The sequence below is a fragment of the Glutamicibacter sp. BSL13 genome, assembly GCF_052928425.1.
The window spans coordinates 1-18368 of the sequence record NZ_JAVGCZ010000003.1 but is presented as its reverse complement, the minus strand read 5'-3'; the positions used below and the strand labels follow the sequence as shown (position 1 = coordinate 18368).

Below are 18368 nucleotides of genomic sequence, written 5' to 3'. Positions count from 1 at the left end.
CAATAAACTAGTTGCCCCTTCATTTTACATTCGAATTCAATCCCGCCTGCCGTCGGGTAAATAAACATTGGGAGAAGTGCGTTGCCAAGGGTTAAAGTTGCTATTTTTACTCATTTGTATCCCCCTGCGGTCAAGGGGGGAGGTCCCATTCGTTCTACGGAGGCGATGGTTGAAGAGTCCCCTTCCGATTTCTTACCAATTGTGATCACAAATGACCACGACCTTAACGAGCAGGCGCCGTTGGCAGTGCAGATCAATTCATGGACACGCCATGCCCGTTCGATGATTCGGTATACATCCGCTCGTTCAGTAGTGCAGCTGTTCCGAGGCTATGTAGACGTCAGGCTACAGCGACCTAAAATACTTCATTTTAATAGTTTTTTTAATTCCAAATTCACAATTTTCCCTCTACTACTGTGGCGTATCGGCTTCTGGGGAAAACCAATTTTATTGCTTGCTCCTCGCGGTGAGTTCGGGAAAGGCGCCTTAGACCGTCACTCATTCAGAAAACGCTTTTATATAAGGTTTTTTCGTATTCTTGGTATAGACCGTGCTGTAATCTGGCATTCAACGGCTGCCCTTGAGACTCAGAATATTCGCAGTATTTGGGGGCCGAGAGCAAGAATCGTCCTTCGTGAGAACCATACCTTACTGCCCGTAAAGGCTTTATTCTGTATAAGGAAACCGCAACTTGATATTCAATTTGTCTTCCTTGGCAGATTGGTTGAGCACAAAGGGCTGTCCGTTGTGCTGGAAAGCCTCCGCCAAGTATCACAACGCGTCTCCCTCGACATCTACGGTCCTGAAGAAGACGCTGTTTATGCTGCTCGTTGCCGCGATCTTGTTGTGCTACTCCCATCTAATGTCTCGGTTAGTTTTAGAGGTCCGCTCGCGCCCGAGCAGGTTCGTGAAACGCTCGCTGCGTACGACGCGCTCTTAATGCCCACATCAGGTGAGAATTTCGGTCACGTGATCGCAGAGTCCTTGTCTGCCTCTTGTCCAGTATTTACAACCTCTTACACGCCTTGGACCAGTATCCTGAACTCTGGTGGCGGGATCGTAGTGAACGATCGGGAACCCGAGAATTGGCGCGCAGCGATCGAACGTTTCATAGCACTCCCTCTCGAAGCGCGGACCGAACTGCGAAAATCTGCCGGTGAAGCATATCAGAAATGGAGAACACAACCGGAAAAGCAACATGTGTGGAGTTTGGTCACGAACACAAACTGAAAGATACGTAAAGCATCGAATGTTTTATGAGCATTGAGTTACGGTCCAAGGCTTTTAGTTCGGAATATATTTTGTTTCTGTTCATCTGTTGTCCCGGAATCTAGATAATATTGTAGTATTTTCTGAAGCATATGACTCTGGTACTGGTCTAAAATAGCGGACAGGATAGTCGACGGCGTTTAACAGGAATACTATGATGTCTGAAGCTTTCAGATATTCATGTGGAGCTTCGAAGCTTTTAGAGCGGCCAATATCGTGCTGGGAGCCACCCGTTATTGCGGTTTATAGCCACCAGCCCGCAGTGTCGATCTATTGGCGAGGACTGGCGACTCCGAACGAGGAATCCTACCGTGAATGCAACCCGTGTCTAATGTTTGGCACCCGAGTATGCCTTGCGCATATTGAACCCTCCGGTTTCGAACCAGATCGTGTTGTGCACGATACGGTCCATGATCGCATCAGCCTACGCGGCAGCGCGCAGTCGGGCGTGCCAGTTCGACTGCTTGTACTGGGTGCAGAAAATTGTCGAAGCGGCATCATGCCTACGCTCCATGAGCTCGAATATGAACCGCGTGAGTTCTGCGCCAGACGGATCCAATAGCCATTCGTCCAGCACTAAGACCCTGTTGTTGGTATATTTACGCAACAACTTCTGCTTACCCAGCGGCTTATTGACTGCTTGCTGCCATTCTTCTTCAAGTCTCGGCATCCGCACATCTCCGGTTCGATACCGATGGGTGCCGACCTGCTTCGCCAGCGCGCAAGCCAAATACGATTTGCCGGATCCGGTGAAGCCTTGAAAGACCAGGTTCCTGTTCAGCTCAATGAAACGGCAGGTCGCCAGTCACGCCAGCAAAGACTGGTTCAGCTCACGATCTTCGATTCGATCCACGGTGCGCAGGTCGGTGTTCGGAGTATCGCAGTCTGGCCCGGCGGACCAGCCCGCTTGTCTTCGTGTTCATGAACGATCCGTGGGCTTCATCCATCGTCAGTTCGATCCGGGCCTCAACACTCAAGGACATGCTCACCGCGCACGATTCTCGGAACGTTGCCGTTACTAGGTGATTACAGGTACCAGTGAGTGCTAAATCATTTCAGAATGCGTTTCCTTTGTCTTTTGCTTGATAATAAGTTGATGCTAAAGCTTCTCAACGGTATCGCTATGTAATGAGTTTCGGGTATCCAGCACTGGGGTGTCGCTAGATTCCAAAAGGCTAAAATCGAACTCATCGTGGTCGGTGATTACGATTATGAGATCGGCGTTTTCTATCTCGTGATTATTCAACTCAACTCGCTGGATGCCCTGGGGCCAGCGAGATAGTGGAACCAGGCTATCGGCCGCTGATATAACAGCGCCAAAAGTTTGTAGCAATTCGATCACACGTAATGCTGGAGCTTCTCGACTATCACCGGAGTTTCTTTTGTAGGAGACTCCGACGACTAGAATGCGTGCACCATTAACTGATTTTCTCTCGCGATTGAGCACCTCGATCGCTCGTTGGACTACGTAATCAGGCATGTGCTCGTTAACATCATTCGCTAACTCTACGAATCGGAAACTTCGTCCGAGACTTTGCCTCACCTGCCATGATAGATAACTTGGATCAACAGGAAGACAATGGCCGCCGACACCGGGACCGGGGGTGAACTTCATAAAGCCGAAGGGCTTGGTAGCAGCGGCTTCGATAGATTCCCATACGTTAACACCTAAATCGTGTGCAAATATAGCGAGTTCGTTAACGAGAGCGATATTTACATGACGGAAGGTGTTTTCCAGCAGTTTCGTTAGTTCTGCTTCCTTTGGCGTAGACACGGGAACGACTGTATCTACCAGCTTTGAGTAGAAGGCTTCGACCTGATTTAGCGACTTTGGCCCGACCCCTGACACCACTTTGGGAGTATTGACAAAATTCCAAATCTGGTTGCCGGGATCAATTCTCTCAGGACTATAGCCTACATTGAAATCAACTTCGGCTCGTAAGTTAGACCCAGATTCAAGGATCGGAACAAGAAGCTCTTCAGTGGTGCCCGGGTAAGTTGTCGATTCCAAGATTACCGTGGCCCCGGTGGTGAGGTGAGCCGACAGCGATTCCGCAGCGCTTTCAATGAAGGACAGGTCTGGAAGTGACTCACGGAGCGGCGTCGGAACTGTGATCACTGCAATATCGAAATCGCCAATTTCAGTGTAGTCGCTGACGGGACGGTATTGACCCGACTCTAACGCGCGGTGGACAGCTTCAGATGAAACGTCCTCGACGAATGAGATGCCTTGCGCCAAAGCTTCTACGCGAGAAATATCGAGATCAATGCCAACTACCTGGTAACCGACTTCAACGGCTCTCATCGCAAGGGGAAGCCCCACATAACCCTGTCCCACTACAGCGACAGATTTAGCCGTCGATTCCATACAGCAGCCTTTCTAGATTTTTATGTCTTGCTCTGCGGTGCCGATTTGCCCGCTCAAGGTCTGATTCGAATTCCACACCCGTCGATCTAAGTTTGTCACAACTGACGACGAAACGATGTTTTGGCCCATTGTGTTGCTGGCGTTTGCCACTTTACTGCGGAATCATGCTCGTTCTACTATTGCAAACCTTAAAATCAACGCTTCGCGGACGCCACGGTCTGTTGACCCCTCCATTTTACAAGGCGATTCACGAGAATCTGTAGCTGCTGGGATATGGCCCGGACGATCTAATGTTGGCCCGGGGGTTTCATTGTTCGGGACGTCATTAACGACCAGCTCTTCCAGGATCGTGGGCTTGGCCGCCTTGTTACCTAGCCGGTAGATGTTGGCGAGCTTCCTCATGACCTGATTGCGTGCGCTCATTGTCAGTTCCATGCTGCTCAGCAGATACCCATAGAGCCCAAGAATTAAGAGAAGCGTTGCCGGAGGTTTTCTTGCTACGCAACGTAGTATCCGTCAAAAGCTTTTCGTGCGTCAACGAGAGGTCTGCATAAACGCACTGCGTTTGGGATAATGAAGGAACTGATCCGAACAGCACGATGATGAGAAAGTGCGTTCGTTCCCGTGCATCTCGTTAGTTTCCAGGGTTAAATCGATAGGACCTTGTATGATATTTTATTCAATGAATGGTTTTATCCCAGCGAAGCAACATCGTGGACGCCGCCTGACTGCATTTATTTCATTTGTTTTCGCTATTTCTTCCGTCACTTGGGTAGCGATGGTAACTAGCAAAGTGCTAGCTCCGACACCGGGTACAGGAAGGCATGCTGACGCTGTGATTTCACTTGCTCCAGGTAATTCCCGCCTGCCGACTGCTCTTTATCTGTATGCGCAGGGCAATGCCGACGAACTTGTGATTTCCTGGTTTCCATCACGTATGAGTCAAGAAGTAGTAGAACCAGAGAGGGGGTGGTTGGGTGACCAGGTGTGTAGCAAGGACTCTTACGATGATATCCATTGCTTTACGCCGGCAATTGATAGCACCTATGGTGAGGCACTGAGCGTAAAAGAGTTGGTATCAGAACAAAGATGGCAATCTATAACTGTCGTCACTAGTCGTTACCACGCGTTTCGTGCAAAATTCATCTTCAAACGCGTTTTGCCTCCCGACGTAGACGTTGAAGTCGTGGTTTCGCCAACTAAGCTTTCTGTGCAGGACTGGGTACGTCATATTATTTATGAGAATGCGGCCTTCGTTAAGGCGGTCTTCGAGACGGCTTTCGAGTAACCATGATGCGGTTACATGCGAATAAGTGAAGAGATGTAGCAATAGTCTTGCTTTTGCTATGTATAGATCTTGTTCATGTTTTGAATACCAACTGAACTGTTCCTACTTTACATGGCGTGGTCTTGCCACGAATACGAAGCTCTTGCTATTCCAACCCTGGAGTCAATAGGGCCAGAGTTCTGGGAAGGCAAGAAGCGCTCGTATCACAGAAGCTAGAGCGCATGTTCATCTGACGACTTCGCTACTTCTCGCCACTTCAGCCTGGAGATACGTCAAACTGTACTTGTTGTCGCTATAGGTATCCTCAGAAACGGTCTTTTAGCCTCGGTATTAGGCACAGGAAACAGCCCGGTTCAGCGATCTGCAGCTTCGCGAGACACGCGATCGCACTAGCTGAAGTAGTGTCGTCTCATCGACGCGATCAACTTGTTAAGGTCAGCACGCAGAAGCATGTGCTCCACTGCGAATGTTTGGGATCGGAGCAGCTGTTCAAGGCGGAGCGGTGTACCTGCATCATGAGTGAAACTGTGTTGTACTTGCATTCGCGGTGCAGGCATCGTAGATGCACGCAGACATCGATTATGTTAGAGCCACCAGAGACAAACCTATTGCTAATAGACCTATCGCACCCAGTGCGACTAACTTCCAGGATAAAGGTACCCGAGGTCCGACCCGATATTGCGGATAGCCGTCTTTACGATTAACTCGCTGCATGATAATTCCCCAAAAATATATGCGCGTGAATACTGTTGTCTGACTGATCGTATCAACCCGGAGGCGAATCAGTAAGCTTTCGTCGTCATGTTAATGCGACAGTGATGTAACCAATTGTTGCCGGGGTCTACTCCTCGTTGCCCTTCTCCTTCTTCAGCATTTCCTCGACCTCGCGGCGTTCCTTTCGGCTCACCGGGATCTGCCCGGTCTTCGGGTTGATCAGATCGGCATCCGAAGACTGGACCCGCTGGGCGGTTTTGCGGGCCTTGGACAACAGGGTGTCGGACTCCGCATCCACCGCAGCAGGCTCACCGTCGGCCGGAAGCGGGGCGTGGGCGCCCACCGCGGCGGCCGTGCCGTACTTCGCCTCGCGCTTGGCCTGGCGGCGGGCCGCGCTCCGCTCCTTGCGCCCCTCCACCAGACGGTAGAGCACCGGCACCAGGATCAGGGTCAGCAGGGTGGAGGTGACCAGGCCGCCAATGACCACCACGGCCAGCGGTTGGGAGATGAACCCGGAGTGACCGGTCAGACCCAAGGCCATGGGCAGCAGCGCGAAGATCGTGGCGGCACTGGTCATCAGGATGGGGCGCAAACGCTGGCGGGCTCCATGGGTGATGGCATCATCCAGGCTCATGGCCGCGCGCTCCGGGGTGTCCAGCCGATATTGGTTGATCAAGTCGATCAGCACGATCGCGTTGGTCACCACGATCCCCACCAGCATCAGCATGCCGATCAGGGAGGGCAGGCCCAGTGGGGTGCCGGTCAACAGCAGCAGGCCAATCGAACCGGTGGCCGCGAACGGGATGGAGACCAGCAGGATCAGCGGCTGGATCAGTGACTTGAACGTGGCCACCATGATCACGTACACGATCGCCACGGCGGCAATCAGCGCCAGGTACAGCTGCTGGAAGGACTCGGCCTGCTCGGTGGCGGCACCGCCGAGCTTCACGCTGGCACCCTCGGGCAGATCCATGGAATCCAGTTTGTTGGTGACCTCCGTGGAGACGGCACCCAGGGCGTTCTCTTCCGGGGTCAGGCTGACCGTGGCGATGCGCTCGTTGTTCGAGGTGGTCACCACCTGCTCAACCTTCTCGATCTTCACCTCGGCCAGGTCGGAGAGCTGCTTGACGCCGGTGGCGGTGGGGATCTTTAGTTCCTCCAGCTGCTTCTGGCTGGTCAGCTCATCGGGTTCACCGATGTGGATCTGCAGGTCGGTGAAGTCGATGCGCAGTGTTCCGGCCGGGATGGGGGAGAGCTGGGAGGCGACAATCCCGGCCAGCTGGGATTCGGTCATCCCGGCCTCGGCGGCCTTTCTCGCGTCGATGTCCACGGTCACCTGTTCGCGCTTCTCCGAGAGGTTGTCGGTGATGCCGGTGACCTGCCCGATGCCGGAGAGCTGCTCGCGCACGGAGGTGGTGGCCTCGGAGAGAATCCCCTCGTCCGGAGCGCTGACCTCCACGGTCACATCCGAGCTCATCATGCTGCCGGAACCGGCCGCCACGGTGATCTCCTGATCCTTGGGCAGGTTCAGGTCCTGGATGTCGCTGCGCACCCGGTCGGCCAGTTCCTCCTGGTCCAGGTCCGCATCGGTGATGACGGTGAAGCTGGCGGTATCCGAGCCGGCGGCCCCCATCATGGCGCTGAGCATGTCCCCGGAACTGCCCACGGTTAGCTGCACGTCCTCGATGCCCTCGGTGTCCTGCAGCAGGTTTTCGACCTTTTCGGCCTGTTCCAAGGTGGTGTCCAGTGCGGTGCCGGTCGGCATCTTCTGGGTGATCTGCAGGGAGTTCTCCCCGGTGCCACCGAGCAGGTTGGTGTTCAGCAGCGGGGTCATGGCCACGGTGCCGCCCAGGATCAGCACCGAGACCAGCAGGGTGATCACCGGGTGCTTCTGGGTGCCGCGCAGCACCGGAGCGTAGCTGCGCTGCATCGCGCCCTTGTTCTCGGCCGTGTGGGCGGTCTTCGCCTGGCCGGTGCCCGGGCGGTGCGGCAGGAACCAGTAAGCCAGCACCGGCACAATGGTCAGCGAGACCAGCAGCGAAGCCAGCAGGGCAATAGTCATGGTCAGCGCGAACGGGCGGAACAGCTCCCCGGCCATGCCGGCCACCAGCGCCACCGGCAGGAACACTGCCACGGTGGTCAGGGTCGCCGAGGTGATCGCCCCGGCGACCTCGCGCACCGCCAGCAGGATCGCCTGGCGCTTCTCCTGGCCGTAGGACAGGTGGCGCTTGATGTTCTCAATAACCACAATCGAGTCATCCACCACGCGGCCAATGGAGATGGTCAGCGCGCCCAGGGTGAGCATGTTCAGGGTGTAGCCGAACACGTTCATCCCAATGAAGGTGACCATCAGCGACAGCGGAATGGAGATCGCGGTGACCAGGGTGGAGCGGATAGAGAACAGGAAGATCAGGATCACCAGCACCGCGAAGACCAGGCCGAGCAGGCCCTCGGTCGCCAGCGAGTTGATGGACTGTTCAATGAAGGGGGCCTGGTCGAAGACCGTGGTGATCGTTGCCCCGTTGCCCAGTTCGGATTCCAGCTGGCCAATGATGTCCTGCACCGCGTGGGAGATTCCCACGGTGTCCCCGTCCGGGGTCTTGGTGATGGAGACCGACAGGGTTTCGGCGCCGTTGGTGCGGGTGATGCTGGTGGCCTCATCGGCTTCGATGGAGACCTTGGAGACGTCTTTGAGCAGCACCGGGCCGCTGTCGGAGGTGATGGGGATTTCGCGGATTTTTTCCAGCGTATCGGGGGCCGAACCGGCGATCACCGGCAGCTCCAGGCCCTCGGTGTCCAGCGAGCCCACCGGCATCGGGGAGCCCGCGTTTTCGATCGCGTCCTTGATGTCCGAGGTGTTCAGGCCCTTGGCGGCCAGCTTCTGCTCATCGGGCAGCACCAGGATGTGCTGGGCGGCGCCACCGGAAACCGAGGCCTCGCGTACCCCGTCGATCTTGCGCAGCTTGGGCAGCGCGATGCGCTCCACATCATCATGCAGTTTTTCCAGGGACTCATCCGAAGCCACGGCCAGGTAGGCGACCGGCAGGTCGGAGACCGAGCCGGCGAAGGAGGAGGGTTCCACATCCTCGGGCAACTGGTTCTTCGCGTTGGAGATCGCGCGCTCCACCTGCGAACGGGCCCGGTCCATGTCCGTGCCGTACTCGAACATCAGTGAGATCGAGGCAAAGCCGGTGCGTGAGGTGGCCGAGGAGGACTCCAGGCCCTCCACCGCCTGCATCGCGGTTTCCAGCGGGCGGGCCACCTGCTCGTCCACCACTTCGGGGCTGGCCCCCGGCTGGGAGGCCATCACGGCGATCTGTGGGAACTCCAGGGAAGGAATCAATTCCTGCTTCAGGGAGCCCATCGAGATCAAACCGAAGATGGCCGAGAATACCGTGATCAGTGCGATCAAGGCACGGTTCTTCAAAGACAGATTGGCCAAGCGCTGCATGCGGATGTGGTCCTATGCGTTGAAAGATGAAAAGAGCTTGGTTTAACTTTAGTTCGTTGGCAGACGACAACAGAATCTGGAGCGGGATTCCGAGAAAATCATCCCTAAGGATGAAGGCTGAAGGAAACGTCGTCGGTCGCGTTCCGGGGCGGGGTACCTGCGCCTTCGAGTACGTGCTCACCGGATTTTGCGCGAAGTCGGGTTACCGCAGCGCGGCGACTGTTGGACGCCTTCAGCGGGACTTTTCCCGGCCGGCCCCACGGTATCCCGGCACCGTGAAGGTGCGCGGGCTTTAAAGACAGAAGACCCTGGCCACGAGCAATTTCGCACTTCTCGTGGCCAGGGTTCTGCAGGACGCCTACTTCAGCTTCAGCACCTTGTTGGTTTCGGCAGTCACTTCATCAAGCAGCTGCGGGTTCTCATTCAGCTTCACACCGTAGGACGGGATGATGTCCTTCAGCTTCGCTTCCCAGCCGGCGAACTGCTTCGGGAAGCAGCGTGAAAGCAGGCCGATCATGATCGGGGTTGCGGTCGAGGCGCCCGGGGAGGCACCCAGCAGGCCGGAGATGGAGCCGTCCGAGGAGGTGATGACCTCGGTGCCGAACTGCAGCACGCCGCCCTTCTTCTTGTCCTTCTTGATGACCTGAACGCGCTGGCCAGCGTGGATCAGTTCCCACTTCGAGCCATCGGCCTCCGGGTAGTACTCGTTGAGCGACGCGTCCTTCTTGGAGCGCGACTTCAGTACTTCCTTGATCAGGTAGGTGGTCAGGGACATGTTGTCCTTCGCCACGGCCAGCATCGGGACGATGTTGTGCGGGCGGATGGACAGCGGCAGGTCCAGCTGGCCGGTGGACTTCAGGAAGTTCATCGAGAAACCGGCATACGGGCCGAACATCAGCGAACGCTTGCCGCCCACGAAACGGGTGTCCAGGTGCGGCACGCTCATTGGCGGGGCGCCGACCGAGGCCTGGCCATAGACCTTCGCGTTGTGCTGTTCGCTGATCGAGTCATCGGTGCAGCGCAGGAACTGGCCGGAGACCGGGAAGCCGCCGTAGCCCTTGATTTCGTCAATGCCCGACTTCTGCAGCAGCGGCAGCGCGCCGCCGCCGGCGCCGACGAACACGAACTTGGCGTTGACCTTGAAGCTGACGCCGCTGGCGTTGTTCTTCACGGTCAGCTGCCAGCCGGCTCCCTCACGCCTCAGGCCGGTGACCTTGTGGCCGAAGCTGACCTCGGCGCCGGAAGTGGCCAGCGAACCGGTCAGGTCCTTGGTCAGGCGGCCGAAGTCCACGTCGGTGCCGCCAACCACGCGGGAAGCGGCGACCTTCTGGGAGGCGTCACGGCCGCGGGCGACCAGCGGGGTCCACTCGTTGATGGTGTCCAGGTCCTCGGTGAACTCCATCTCGGAGAACAGCGGCTGGGCGCGCATGGCCTCGTAGCGGGTCTTGAGGTACTTGGAGTGGTCCTGGCCGATCACGAAGGACATGTGCGGCAGGGCGTGGATGAAGTTTTCCGGCGCGCTGGCGTGCTGGTTGCGCACGGCCCAGGAGAAGAACTGGCGGGAAATCTGGTACTGCTCGTTGATGCCAATGGCCTTGGTCGGATCCACCGATCCGTCCGGCTGGGCGGGGGAGTAGTTCAGCTCGCACAGGGCCGAGTGGCCGGTGCCGGCGTTGTTCCATGGAGAGGAGGACTCTTCGCCTGCCTGGTCCAGGTTCTCGAACAGGGCGATCGACCAGTTCGGTTCCAGCTGGTTGATGAGGGTACCCAGGGTGGCGCTCATAATGCCAGCACCAATGAGTACGACGTCAAAATTCTTGGTTGACGTTTCAGAAGGCACGAGGATCTCCATCGACAGTGATACTTTGCTCTTAGGTCAGACTAGACCCATTACGTGAGGGGCAAGAAATTCTCAACCCGTCAACTTGCCGTTCGGCGAGAGTTTGACGTCCACGTACACCTCGTCTAGCACCGGCGAGGACGGGTAGTAGTTGACCACCGAATCCAGGGCGAGCGCCGAGATCGGGAACACCAGCGGCACAATGGGCAGGTCATGGCTCAAAGTGGTCAGGATGTTGCGGTAGGCGGCGGTGCGCAGCTCGCCCACGGCGATGGAACGGGCCGCCAGCACCTGGGCATCCAGCAGCGGCGAGGTGTAACCAAACTCATATTGCTTTGCGGCCAGGATTCCGGAAATGAAGTCATCCTCGTTGCGGTACGCCCCGGAGAAGCCCAGCAGGTGCAGGCCCTTGAACCCGTCGTGGCGGACCCTTTGCACGTATTTGCCGTGGGACCAGTCCACCGGCACCGGCTTGACCTTGATGCCCACCTTGGCCAGGTCCTCGGCGATCAGCGCGAAGCAGCGCTCGGGCAGTGTCAGGTAGTTACGGGCCACGTTGCGCGGGTAGGCGAACGGAATCGAGGAACCGTCATAGTCGATTTCCTCCAACAGCTTCTTGGCGTCATCGGGGGAGTAGAACAACACGTTCTCCGGGTTCTCCACCCCGAACGTGGGCGGCAGCAGCGTGGAGGCCGCCTTCGAGCCGCTGATGAACAACTCGCGCACCAGCCGGCCCTTGTCGATGGCCATGGCCAGCGCGCGGCGGAAGGCCGGCTTCTCCAGCCACGGGGCGTCATGGTGCAGCCCCAGGTAGAGCACGGAGAACGGGTCCCGGTTCACTACCATGCGCGCGTTGCGCACCAGGGTGCGCAGCACCTCCACCGAAACCATGTCAAAGGCATCAATGTCCCCGGCCAGCAGTTCGGTCTGGCGGTTGTGGGCCGAGGCGATCGCGGAGATCTCCACCCGTTGCGGGTGCTGCGGGTTGGCGTTCAGCCGCTGCTGGTTCCAGTACTCCTTGTTCACCTCCAGCAGCACATGTTCTTCGGTGCGCTTGGCAAAACGGTAGGGGCCGGTGCCGACGGGGTGCTCGGTGAGCTTCTCGGCCGGGTTGTCCTTCGGTCCGCCCTTCAGTGCCGAGGGGGCCGCGATGGCCAGGCCCGGCAGCGTGAACGCCTCAATGACCCCGGTCAGCCGGCGGCGCAGCTTCAGTTCCAGCGTGTACTCATCCAGGGCGCTGACCGAGGCGAAGTAGCTGGCCGAGCCGCCCTCGGACTTGCCGCTGAACAAGTCCTCCTCCAGCAGGGTGCGCATCGCCTCCAGCTGGGCCTTCTGCTGGGCCATCACCGGGGCCAGGTCCTGCTTGTCCCCGGCCTTGGTGTCATTCGGCGCCTGGGCCTGCTCATCATCCTTGGGCAGCTTCGGAATCTGCGAAGTGTGGTGGAAGACCTGGGTGAAGCCCTGCAGGGAGCGTGAGCGCAGCTCGCTGTTCATGCCCAGCCAGCGCTTGAAGTTCGCCAGCACCGCCTCGGCGTTGAACGCGGTGCCGTCATGGAACTTCACGCCCTGACGCAGCGTGAAGGTGTAACGCAGCCCGTCTTCGCTTTCGGTCCAGGACTCGGCCAGCCCCGCGACCGGCCCACCGGTCTGCGGGTCAATGGAAATCAGGGTCTCATAGATCTGCCGGGTGACGCGGAAGGAGTCATTGTCCCCGGCCACCGCCGGATCCAAGGAGAGCGGTGGGGCCGCCGCGGCAATCCTGAAGGTGCGCCGGGTGGCGTTGCCGGCCGCGGCGCCGGTGCTGGCAGCGGGTTGCGGTTCCGTGTCGGTGCAGGCGGTCAGGCCCAGCAGGACGGCCGCCAGCGACCCGGACAGTACGGCTCGACGCGTCACGGGCTGGCGCTCAATCGGTGGCACGGTGGCGGCTCGGCTTCCTGGTTCAGGGATCTGTGGAGTTATCGCATCCAACCCGGCGCCGGGCCGCGGTACACCGCTGCCAGGACGCCGGAGGATAGTTTCCAAGATAGCGCACCGATCGGTGAGGATTCGGTGCATTCACCGCTGCCACGCCCGGATAAGCCCAAAATGTGGCCGAAAGGTTATCAGACCTGACGCTGGTGCACGATGTTTTCCCCGTCCTCACCGCGTGACCAGGCCTGCACCTGGCGTTTGAGCAACGCCACCATGCGGGGGAAGAACGCCTCGGTGTTCCCGCCGTTGTGCGGCAGGATCAGCGCGTTGGGCTGGCGCCACAGTTCGTGGTCCTGCGGCAGGGGTTCGGGATCAAAGACATCCGAGGCCACGAACAACCGGCCGGAGGCCACTTCCCGGGTCAACGCCTCGGTGTCCACCACCGGCCCGCGGGCCACGTTGATGATGCGCGCCCCATCGGGCAGGGCGGCCAGAAGCTCGGCGTCCACCAGGTGGTGGGTGGCGTCATTGAGCGGCACGATCAGGATCAGCACCTCGATCTGCCCGGCCAGGGAGGCCAGCTCGTCAATGCCGTGCACCGTCCCGTGCTCGTCGGTGCGGGCGCTGGAGGCAAAACGCAGCAGGTTCACCTCAAACGGCTCCAGGCGTCGGCGGATCTCCTCACCGATTCCGCCCACTCCCACCAGGCCCACGGTGCGGTCGGCCAGTCCGGGCCAGCGCTGCGGGGCCCAGTTGCCCGCTTCCTGGTTGCGCACCGCATCGGGGAAACCACGCAGGGAGGCGATGGCCAGCCCCAATGCCATTTCCGCGGTGGCCGCGGCATGCACGCCACCCGCGGTGGCCACGCTGACCTTGCTGCCCACCAGATCGATGATCCCGTCATAACCGGTGGTCTGGGTTTGGACCAGGGAAACGTTCGTGGCCTGCTTGATGCTCTGTAGCCGGGAGAACTCGGCCATGTACGGGAACACCGCAATATCGATCTCATTCGGCTCGACACCCTCGAGGGCGCTGTCCAGGTCCCACAGCACCGGTTTCAGGTTGGCGGGAAGCTCACCGACCGCCTGGAGCAGCTCGGCGGAGGGGAAGGAGACGATACGTTGTTGGCTCATAACCCCACACTAATCAGTGGAGTCCAAAAGCGAACAGAATCCCATGTCATGACGTGTAATCCAATTCACGTACCGAGCGGCGGCATCGAATTTGCGCGAGGGGTGAAAGCTGGTAGAGTTACATCTCGTTGCGAAAGCGCGAAACGAAAGTTTCTAGACCATCGCAACGGGCACCTCTAGCTCAATGGTAGAGCATCTGACTCTTAATCAGCAGGTTCCGGGTTCGAGTCCCGGGGGGTGCACCAGTAAGCAAAGGCTCCGTTTCCAACTGGTTGGATACGGAGCCTTTCACGTTCCCGGGAAGACTAATCACAGCTGGCTGGTCGTGGCTCCGGGCTGTGGGTCGGTGCAGTCGCGAGCGCGCAGCGTTCGAGCCAATCGCCGAGCAGGCCCCGGATCAGCGCGGGCTGCTCATGAATCAGCGCGTGCCCCGCATTCTCGATCACGCACAAGGTGGCGTGCGGGTAGTGCTTCGGCAATTCCAGGGCATCCACGTACCCCACGACCGAATCGTGCCGGGCGGCCACCACCAGGCTCGGCCCGTCGTAGGTTCCGCTTCCCACATCCACGCTCCAGCGGGAGAAGATCCGTCCCAGCGCCTCCTCGTCCACCGATAGCGTCCCGGGCCGGATGTCTTCACGGTACCGTCGGGCGGAATCCCGGGTCTGCACCACAAAATAATCGGCGAACCCCTGGCGCTCGTCGGCCGACAATTCCTCTTCGGTTCCCGGCTCCCGGAACAGGACCTGCTGGGACGGAGCCTGGCTGGTGCTCTCGCCAATCGGGGCGAACAGCGCCATGCCGCCAATCAGTTCGGGATACCTGCCGGCCAGGCCCCGAGCGAGGTACGCCCCATAGGAGTGCCCGAGCAAAAGGGTGGGAGCGCCCGCCACCTGGCGGATGAAGTTGGCCAGCAGGTCAACCACCTCGTCATTGCCGGCCAGCGTGCCGCTGCCGGAGCGGCCCATCCCCGGCAGGTCCGGGATGATGAGCCGATAGTGATCCTCCGGAACAAGATCCCCCAGCGCGCTGTACAGCTCATGGTGGTCCACTCCGACCCCATGTAGGGCAATCAGGGTCCGTCCGTTGCCCGTATCGGAGTAGTGCAGCGTGATGCCGTCAATTTCGCAGTCCATGACCGTCCCCTGTGACAGGCGCTAAAACCGGTGTTGTTGCCCCAGCGCGGAATAACCCGAAGGTTTGCCTAGAGAATACTCCTGCCGGGCAGGAGACAACAGGGCGCAGTGCGAAGCTGCGCAACCGATGGCGGCGAGGTTGATGTGATCTATTGCATTGATGGAAATTCGTCCGCTACTCAACTCGTCTGTTCGAGAAAAGCAATTTGACTAGGGTTTTTGAAGGGTCCGGGACGCTTTTTGCGGATTTTTGTTTTCCCTGTGTTTCTGCGTATGATTGTATGCGTCGCAAGGACGAGTGCGGAAACGAACTAGTCAGCGGCGGTAAGCACCTCTAGCTCAATGGTAGAGCATCTGACTCTTAATCAGCAGGTTCCGGGTTCGAGTCCCGGGGGGTGCACAGTGATCCGATCTGATTTCTCAGGTCGGATTTTTTGTATACCGCAAGCACGATGAGGGGAACTACGCATGAGCACCGATACCGCAGCGAAACGACTTTCCGTAGGGGACACCGCCCCGACCTTTACCCTGAACGACGCCAAGGGCAACGCCGTTTCCCTCCAGGACTTCAGCGGCAAGAAGACCATCGTCTACTTCTACCCGGCCGCCTCCACTCCGGGCTGCACCAAGCAGGCCTGCGACTTCCGCGATTCCCTGGAATCCCTGAAGTCCCTGGGCTATGCGGTCATCGGCATTTCCCCGGACGCCCCGGCCAAGCTGGAGAAGTTCATCTCCAAGGAAGAGCTGAACTTCCCGCTGCTTTCCGACGAGGACCACCAGGTGGCCGAGGCCTACGGCGCATGGGGTGAAAAGAAGAACTACGGCAAGGTGTACGAGGGTTTGATCCGCTCCACCATCGTCGTGGACGAAGACGGAAAGGTGCAGCTGGCACAGTACAACGTGCGGGCCACCGGGCACGTGGCGAAGCTGCGCCGCGACCTGGGAATCGACCCCAAATAAGGCCCCGGAGTCGATTTCGAATCGGTATTCCGATCCGCTACACTGAGTGAGGTCACTTTGGCCTGTTCAGTTCAAGGTGTAGCGCGAGCGAGTGTGGCGGAATTGGTAGACGCGCTGGATTTAGGTTCCAGTGTCTTCGGACGTGAGAGTTCAAGTCTCTCCACTCGCACCAGCCGAAACCTCCCCGACGCGGGAGGTTTTTTGCTTTTCTCGAACCCTCAGGCGGCACCCAGTACGCCAGTGGAGCCGGGGATTTATGATGAAGGCGCGGCAGAAAAACTGCACGCAGGTGGAACGGACGGAACATGGACCGAGAGAAGCTTCCAACGATCTTCAGCCTCGCTGCCAGCGACCCCCAGAGCCAGCTGATCCAGCGCGGAGACCTCCAAGAGCAGGACCTGGCCCAGATTGACGCCATCATGGCGCAGATGGGCCGGCTGCGCGCGGTGGAGCGCAAAATTTCCCGGGCCTCCCAGCAGTACATGAAGCTCAACGAGACCGACATGCGGGCCATCCGAATGCTGATTGCCGCCAGACATCGCGAGGAAGTGGTTACCCCCGGGCAGCTGGCCAAGCACCTGGGCATCAGCACCGCCTCGGTCACCAAGATGCTGGACCGCCTGGAGGCCGGTGGGCACATTACCCGCCAGGCCCATCCCACCGACCGCCGCTCCCAGGCCGTGGAGGTCACCCCGGAAACCCATGTGGCCGCCCGCGAGCAGGTGGGCCGCCACCACGCCGCCCGTTTCGAAGCCGCCCGGCGCCTGACGCCCGAGGAGCGCGAAGTCGTCATCCGCTTCCTTGGCGGCACCGCCGATGACCTTGAGTCCAGCATTACCCCGCCGGACTCCGACGCCGCAGCCAACGGACAGCCCTAACCCGGCCCGCCGCTCGCTCGAAGCCATCACCACCGAAAGGGTGCGTCCATGAACGATCGGCAGGAACCAAACACCCCGCAGGATTCGGCCGCGGTTCAGGCCGTGAACCTGGTGTGGTTCCGCGATGATCTGCGCACCGAAGACCATCCGGCGTTCAGCGCCGCCATGGGCCAGGGCCCCACCGTGGGCATCTACATCCTGGATGAACAAACCTCGGGGATCCGCCCCCTGGGCGGGGCCGCCAAATGGTGGCTGCACCACGCGCTGCTGGATCTGCACGCATCCCTCGAAGCGCTGGGAGTGCCGCTGCTGGTGTTCCGGGGCGAGCCCTCGCGCGTCTTCGAGCACCTGGCCTCCCGGTTGGCGGTGAACCAGGTGCACTGGAACCGCCGCTACGCCCTGGCCGAAAGGGAGCTGGATACCCGCATCAAGTCATGGCTGGGTGAGCAGGGGATTGAAGCCACCAGCCACGCCGCCTGGCTGCTGGCCGAACCCTGGCACATCCTGAACAACCAGGGCGGCGCCTATCAGGTCTTTGCCGCCTTCTACCGGCGCATTCAGGAAGCGCAGCTGCGTGTTCCGTTACCGGCCCCCGGCGCCCAGGCACCGTTCACCCCGCCCTCCGGGCTGGAAGATTGCCCGGTTGCCGAACTGGACCTGTTGCCCACCCACCCCGATTGGGGCGGGAAGCTGGCCGCGGCATGGCAGCCGGGGGAGCGCCCGGCCCAGGAACGCCTGGACTACGTCATCAGCGAGGTTGCCGCGGACTACGAGGATGGCCATGACCGGCCGGATGTGGACGGCACCTCAAAGCTCTCGCCCTTCCTGCGCTGGGGCCACCTTAGTGCCCAACAACTGTTCTCCGCGCTGCAGCCGCTGCTGGAGGACGCCGGGGCGCACGCCGGAGCCGCGGCCATGCTGCGCCAGTTGGCATGGCGCGACTTCTGCTGGCACCTGCTCTACCACTATCCGCACCTGTCAACGGAAAACTTCCGGCGCGAATACGACGCCATGGGGTGGGCGTGGCCCAACGAGCAGGAACAGACCGTGGCCGAGTGGCGGGCCTGGACCCGCGGCGAAACCGGCTACCGCCTGGTGGATGCCGGCATGCAACAGTTGTGGCAGACCGGATGGATGCACAACAGGGTGCGCATGGTGGTGGCCAGCTTCCTGGTCAAGAACCTGCAGATCCATTGGCGGGCGGGCGAGGAATGGTTCTGGGACACCCTGGTGGATGCGGACCCGGCCAGCAACGCGGTCAACTGGCAGTGGGTGGCCGGCAGCGGCACCGACGCGTCCCCCTTCTTCCGGGTCTTCAACCCCGAGCTGCAGGCCAAGAAATTTGACCCGCAGGGCAGCTACGCCGCTCAGTTCGCGCCGCTCGCGCACGAGCCGTTGGTGGACCTGAAGGAAACCCGTG

Annotated in this window: 13 protein-coding genes and 3 tRNA genes; 8 read left to right on the top strand and 8 right to left on the bottom strand. The window is 59.5% G+C overall.

Going from position 1 to position 18368, the window contains the following annotated elements:
* Positions 1-165 precede the first annotated feature (165 nt).
* Positions 166-1230 carry a glycosyltransferase family 4 protein gene (locus RCJ92_RS00845; protein WP_446753477.1) on the top strand — a complete coding sequence of 355 codons (1065 nt, stop codon included), beginning with the start codon at positions 166-168 and terminating at the stop codon, positions 1228-1230.
* Between the two features lie 463 nt (positions 1231-1693).
* On the opposite strand, the gene RCJ92_RS00840 is transcribed toward RCJ92_RS00845, so the two are convergent.
* From RCJ92_RS00840 to RCJ92_RS00830, 3 genes are all read right to left on the bottom strand, one after another.
* A complete protein-coding gene (locus RCJ92_RS00840) occupies positions 1694-2038 on the bottom strand; it encodes an ATP-binding protein (protein WP_446753519.1) in 345 nt (114 codons plus the stop codon).
* Between the two features lie 330 nt (positions 2039-2368).
* Entirely contained in the window at positions 2369-3637 is a 1269-nt protein-coding gene (locus RCJ92_RS00835) for a nucleotide sugar dehydrogenase (RefSeq protein WP_446753476.1), read from the bottom strand.
* Between the two features lie 162 nt (positions 3638-3799).
* A complete protein-coding gene (locus tag RCJ92_RS00830) occupies positions 3800-4060 on the bottom strand; it encodes a hypothetical protein (protein ID WP_446753475.1) in 261 nt (86 codons plus the stop codon).
* A gap of 259 nt (positions 4061-4319) precedes the next feature.
* On the opposite strand from RCJ92_RS00830, the gene RCJ92_RS00825 reads away from it, so the two are divergent.
* Entirely contained in the window at positions 4320-4925 is a 606-nt protein-coding gene (locus tag RCJ92_RS00825) for a YdcF family protein (protein WP_446753474.1), read from the top strand.
* An 841-nt stretch (positions 4926-5766) separates the two neighbouring features.
* On the opposite strand, the gene RCJ92_RS00820 is transcribed toward RCJ92_RS00825, so the two are convergent.
* The 4 genes from RCJ92_RS00820 to RCJ92_RS00805 form a co-directional block, all read right to left on the bottom strand.
* Complete coding sequence (locus tag RCJ92_RS00820; RefSeq protein ID WP_446753473.1) at positions 5767-9090, bottom strand: efflux RND transporter permease subunit; 3324 nt, start codon at positions 9088-9090, stop codon at positions 5767-5769.
* A 358-nt stretch (positions 9091-9448) separates the two neighbouring features.
* A complete protein-coding gene (locus RCJ92_RS00815) occupies positions 9449-10942 on the bottom strand; it encodes a malate:quinone oxidoreductase (protein ID WP_446753472.1) in 1494 nt (497 codons plus the stop codon).
* 60 nt (positions 10943-11002) lie between these two features.
* Positions 11003-12823, bottom strand: a complete 1821-nt coding sequence (locus RCJ92_RS00810) for an ABC transporter substrate-binding protein (RefSeq protein WP_446753471.1) — start codon at positions 12821-12823, stop codon at positions 11003-11005.
* 209 nt (positions 12824-13032) lie between these two features.
* Positions 13033-13974, bottom strand: coding sequence for a 2-hydroxyacid dehydrogenase (locus RCJ92_RS00805; RefSeq protein WP_446753470.1), 942 nt, complete (start codon positions 13972-13974; stop codon positions 13033-13035).
* A 170-nt stretch (positions 13975-14144) separates the two neighbouring features.
* On the opposite strand from RCJ92_RS00805, the gene RCJ92_RS00800 reads away from it, so the two are divergent.
* A tRNA-Lys gene (locus RCJ92_RS00800) sits at positions 14145-14219 on the top strand.
* Between the two features lie 60 nt (positions 14220-14279).
* Here the strand turns inward: RCJ92_RS00800 and RCJ92_RS00795 are convergent.
* On the bottom strand, positions 14280-15110 hold the full coding sequence (locus RCJ92_RS00795; protein ID WP_446753469.1) for an alpha/beta fold hydrolase: 831 nt from the start codon (positions 15108-15110) through the stop codon (positions 14280-14282).
* Positions 15111-15438: 328 nt separating this feature from the next.
* On the opposite strand from RCJ92_RS00795, the gene RCJ92_RS00790 reads away from it, so the two are divergent.
* The 5 genes from RCJ92_RS00790 to RCJ92_RS00770 form a co-directional block, all read left to right on the top strand.
* Positions 15439-15510, top strand: a tRNA-Lys gene (locus RCJ92_RS00790).
* A 68-nt stretch (positions 15511-15578) separates the two neighbouring features.
* Positions 15579-16070 carry a thioredoxin-dependent thiol peroxidase gene (gene bcp, locus RCJ92_RS00785; RefSeq protein ID WP_396278310.1) on the top strand — a complete coding sequence of 164 codons (492 nt, stop codon included), beginning with the start codon at positions 15579-15581 and terminating at the stop codon, positions 16068-16070.
* An 87-nt stretch (positions 16071-16157) separates the two neighbouring features.
* Positions 16158-16242, top strand: a tRNA-Leu gene (locus RCJ92_RS00780).
* A gap of 133 nt (positions 16243-16375) precedes the next feature.
* Positions 16376-16948 (top strand): MarR family winged helix-turn-helix transcriptional regulator, encoded by a 573-nt coding sequence (locus RCJ92_RS00775; RefSeq protein ID WP_396278311.1) that lies wholly within the window; start codon positions 16376-16378, stop codon positions 16946-16948.
* 48 nt (positions 16949-16996) lie between these two features.
* The coding region (locus RCJ92_RS00770; RefSeq protein ID WP_446753468.1) for a cryptochrome/photolyase family protein at positions 16997-18368 on the top strand (1372 nt) is incomplete at its 3' end.

Excerpts from the sequence above, each read along its gene's own strand:
- RCJ92_RS00805 (WP_446753470.1), bottom strand. The coding sequence starts at position 13,974 with ATGAGCCAACAACGTATCGTCTCCTTCCCCTCCGCCGAGCTGCTCCAG.
- RCJ92_RS00825 (WP_446753474.1), top strand. The coding sequence starts at position 4,320 with ATGAATGGTTTTATCCCAGCGAAGCAACATCGTGGACGCCGCCTGACT.
- RCJ92_RS00845 (WP_446753477.1), top strand. The coding sequence starts at position 166 with ATGGTTGAAGAGTCCCCTTCCGATTTCTTACCAATTGTGATCACAAAT.
- bcp (WP_396278310.1), top strand. The coding sequence starts at position 15,579 with ATGAGCACCGATACCGCAGCGAAACGACTTTCCGTAGGGGACACCGCC.
- RCJ92_RS00820 (WP_446753473.1), bottom strand. The coding sequence starts at position 9,090 with ATGCAGCGCTTGGCCAATCTGTCTTTGAAGAACCGTGCCTTGATCGCA.
- RCJ92_RS00815 (WP_446753472.1), bottom strand. The coding sequence starts at position 10,942 with ATGGAGATCCTCGTGCCTTCTGAAACGTCAACCAAGAATTTTGACGTC.
- RCJ92_RS00795 (WP_446753469.1), bottom strand. The coding sequence starts at position 15,110 with ATGGACTGCGAAATTGACGGCATCACGCTGCACTACTCCGATACGGGC.
- RCJ92_RS00775 (WP_396278311.1), top strand. The coding sequence starts at position 16,376 with ATGGACCGAGAGAAGCTTCCAACGATCTTCAGCCTCGCTGCCAGCGAC.
- RCJ92_RS00830 (WP_446753475.1), bottom strand. The coding sequence starts at position 4,060 with ATGAGCGCACGCAATCAGGTCATGAGGAAGCTCGCCAACATCTACCGG.
- RCJ92_RS00835 (WP_446753476.1), bottom strand. The coding sequence starts at position 3,637 with ATGGAATCGACGGCTAAATCTGTCGCTGTAGTGGGACAGGGTTATGTG.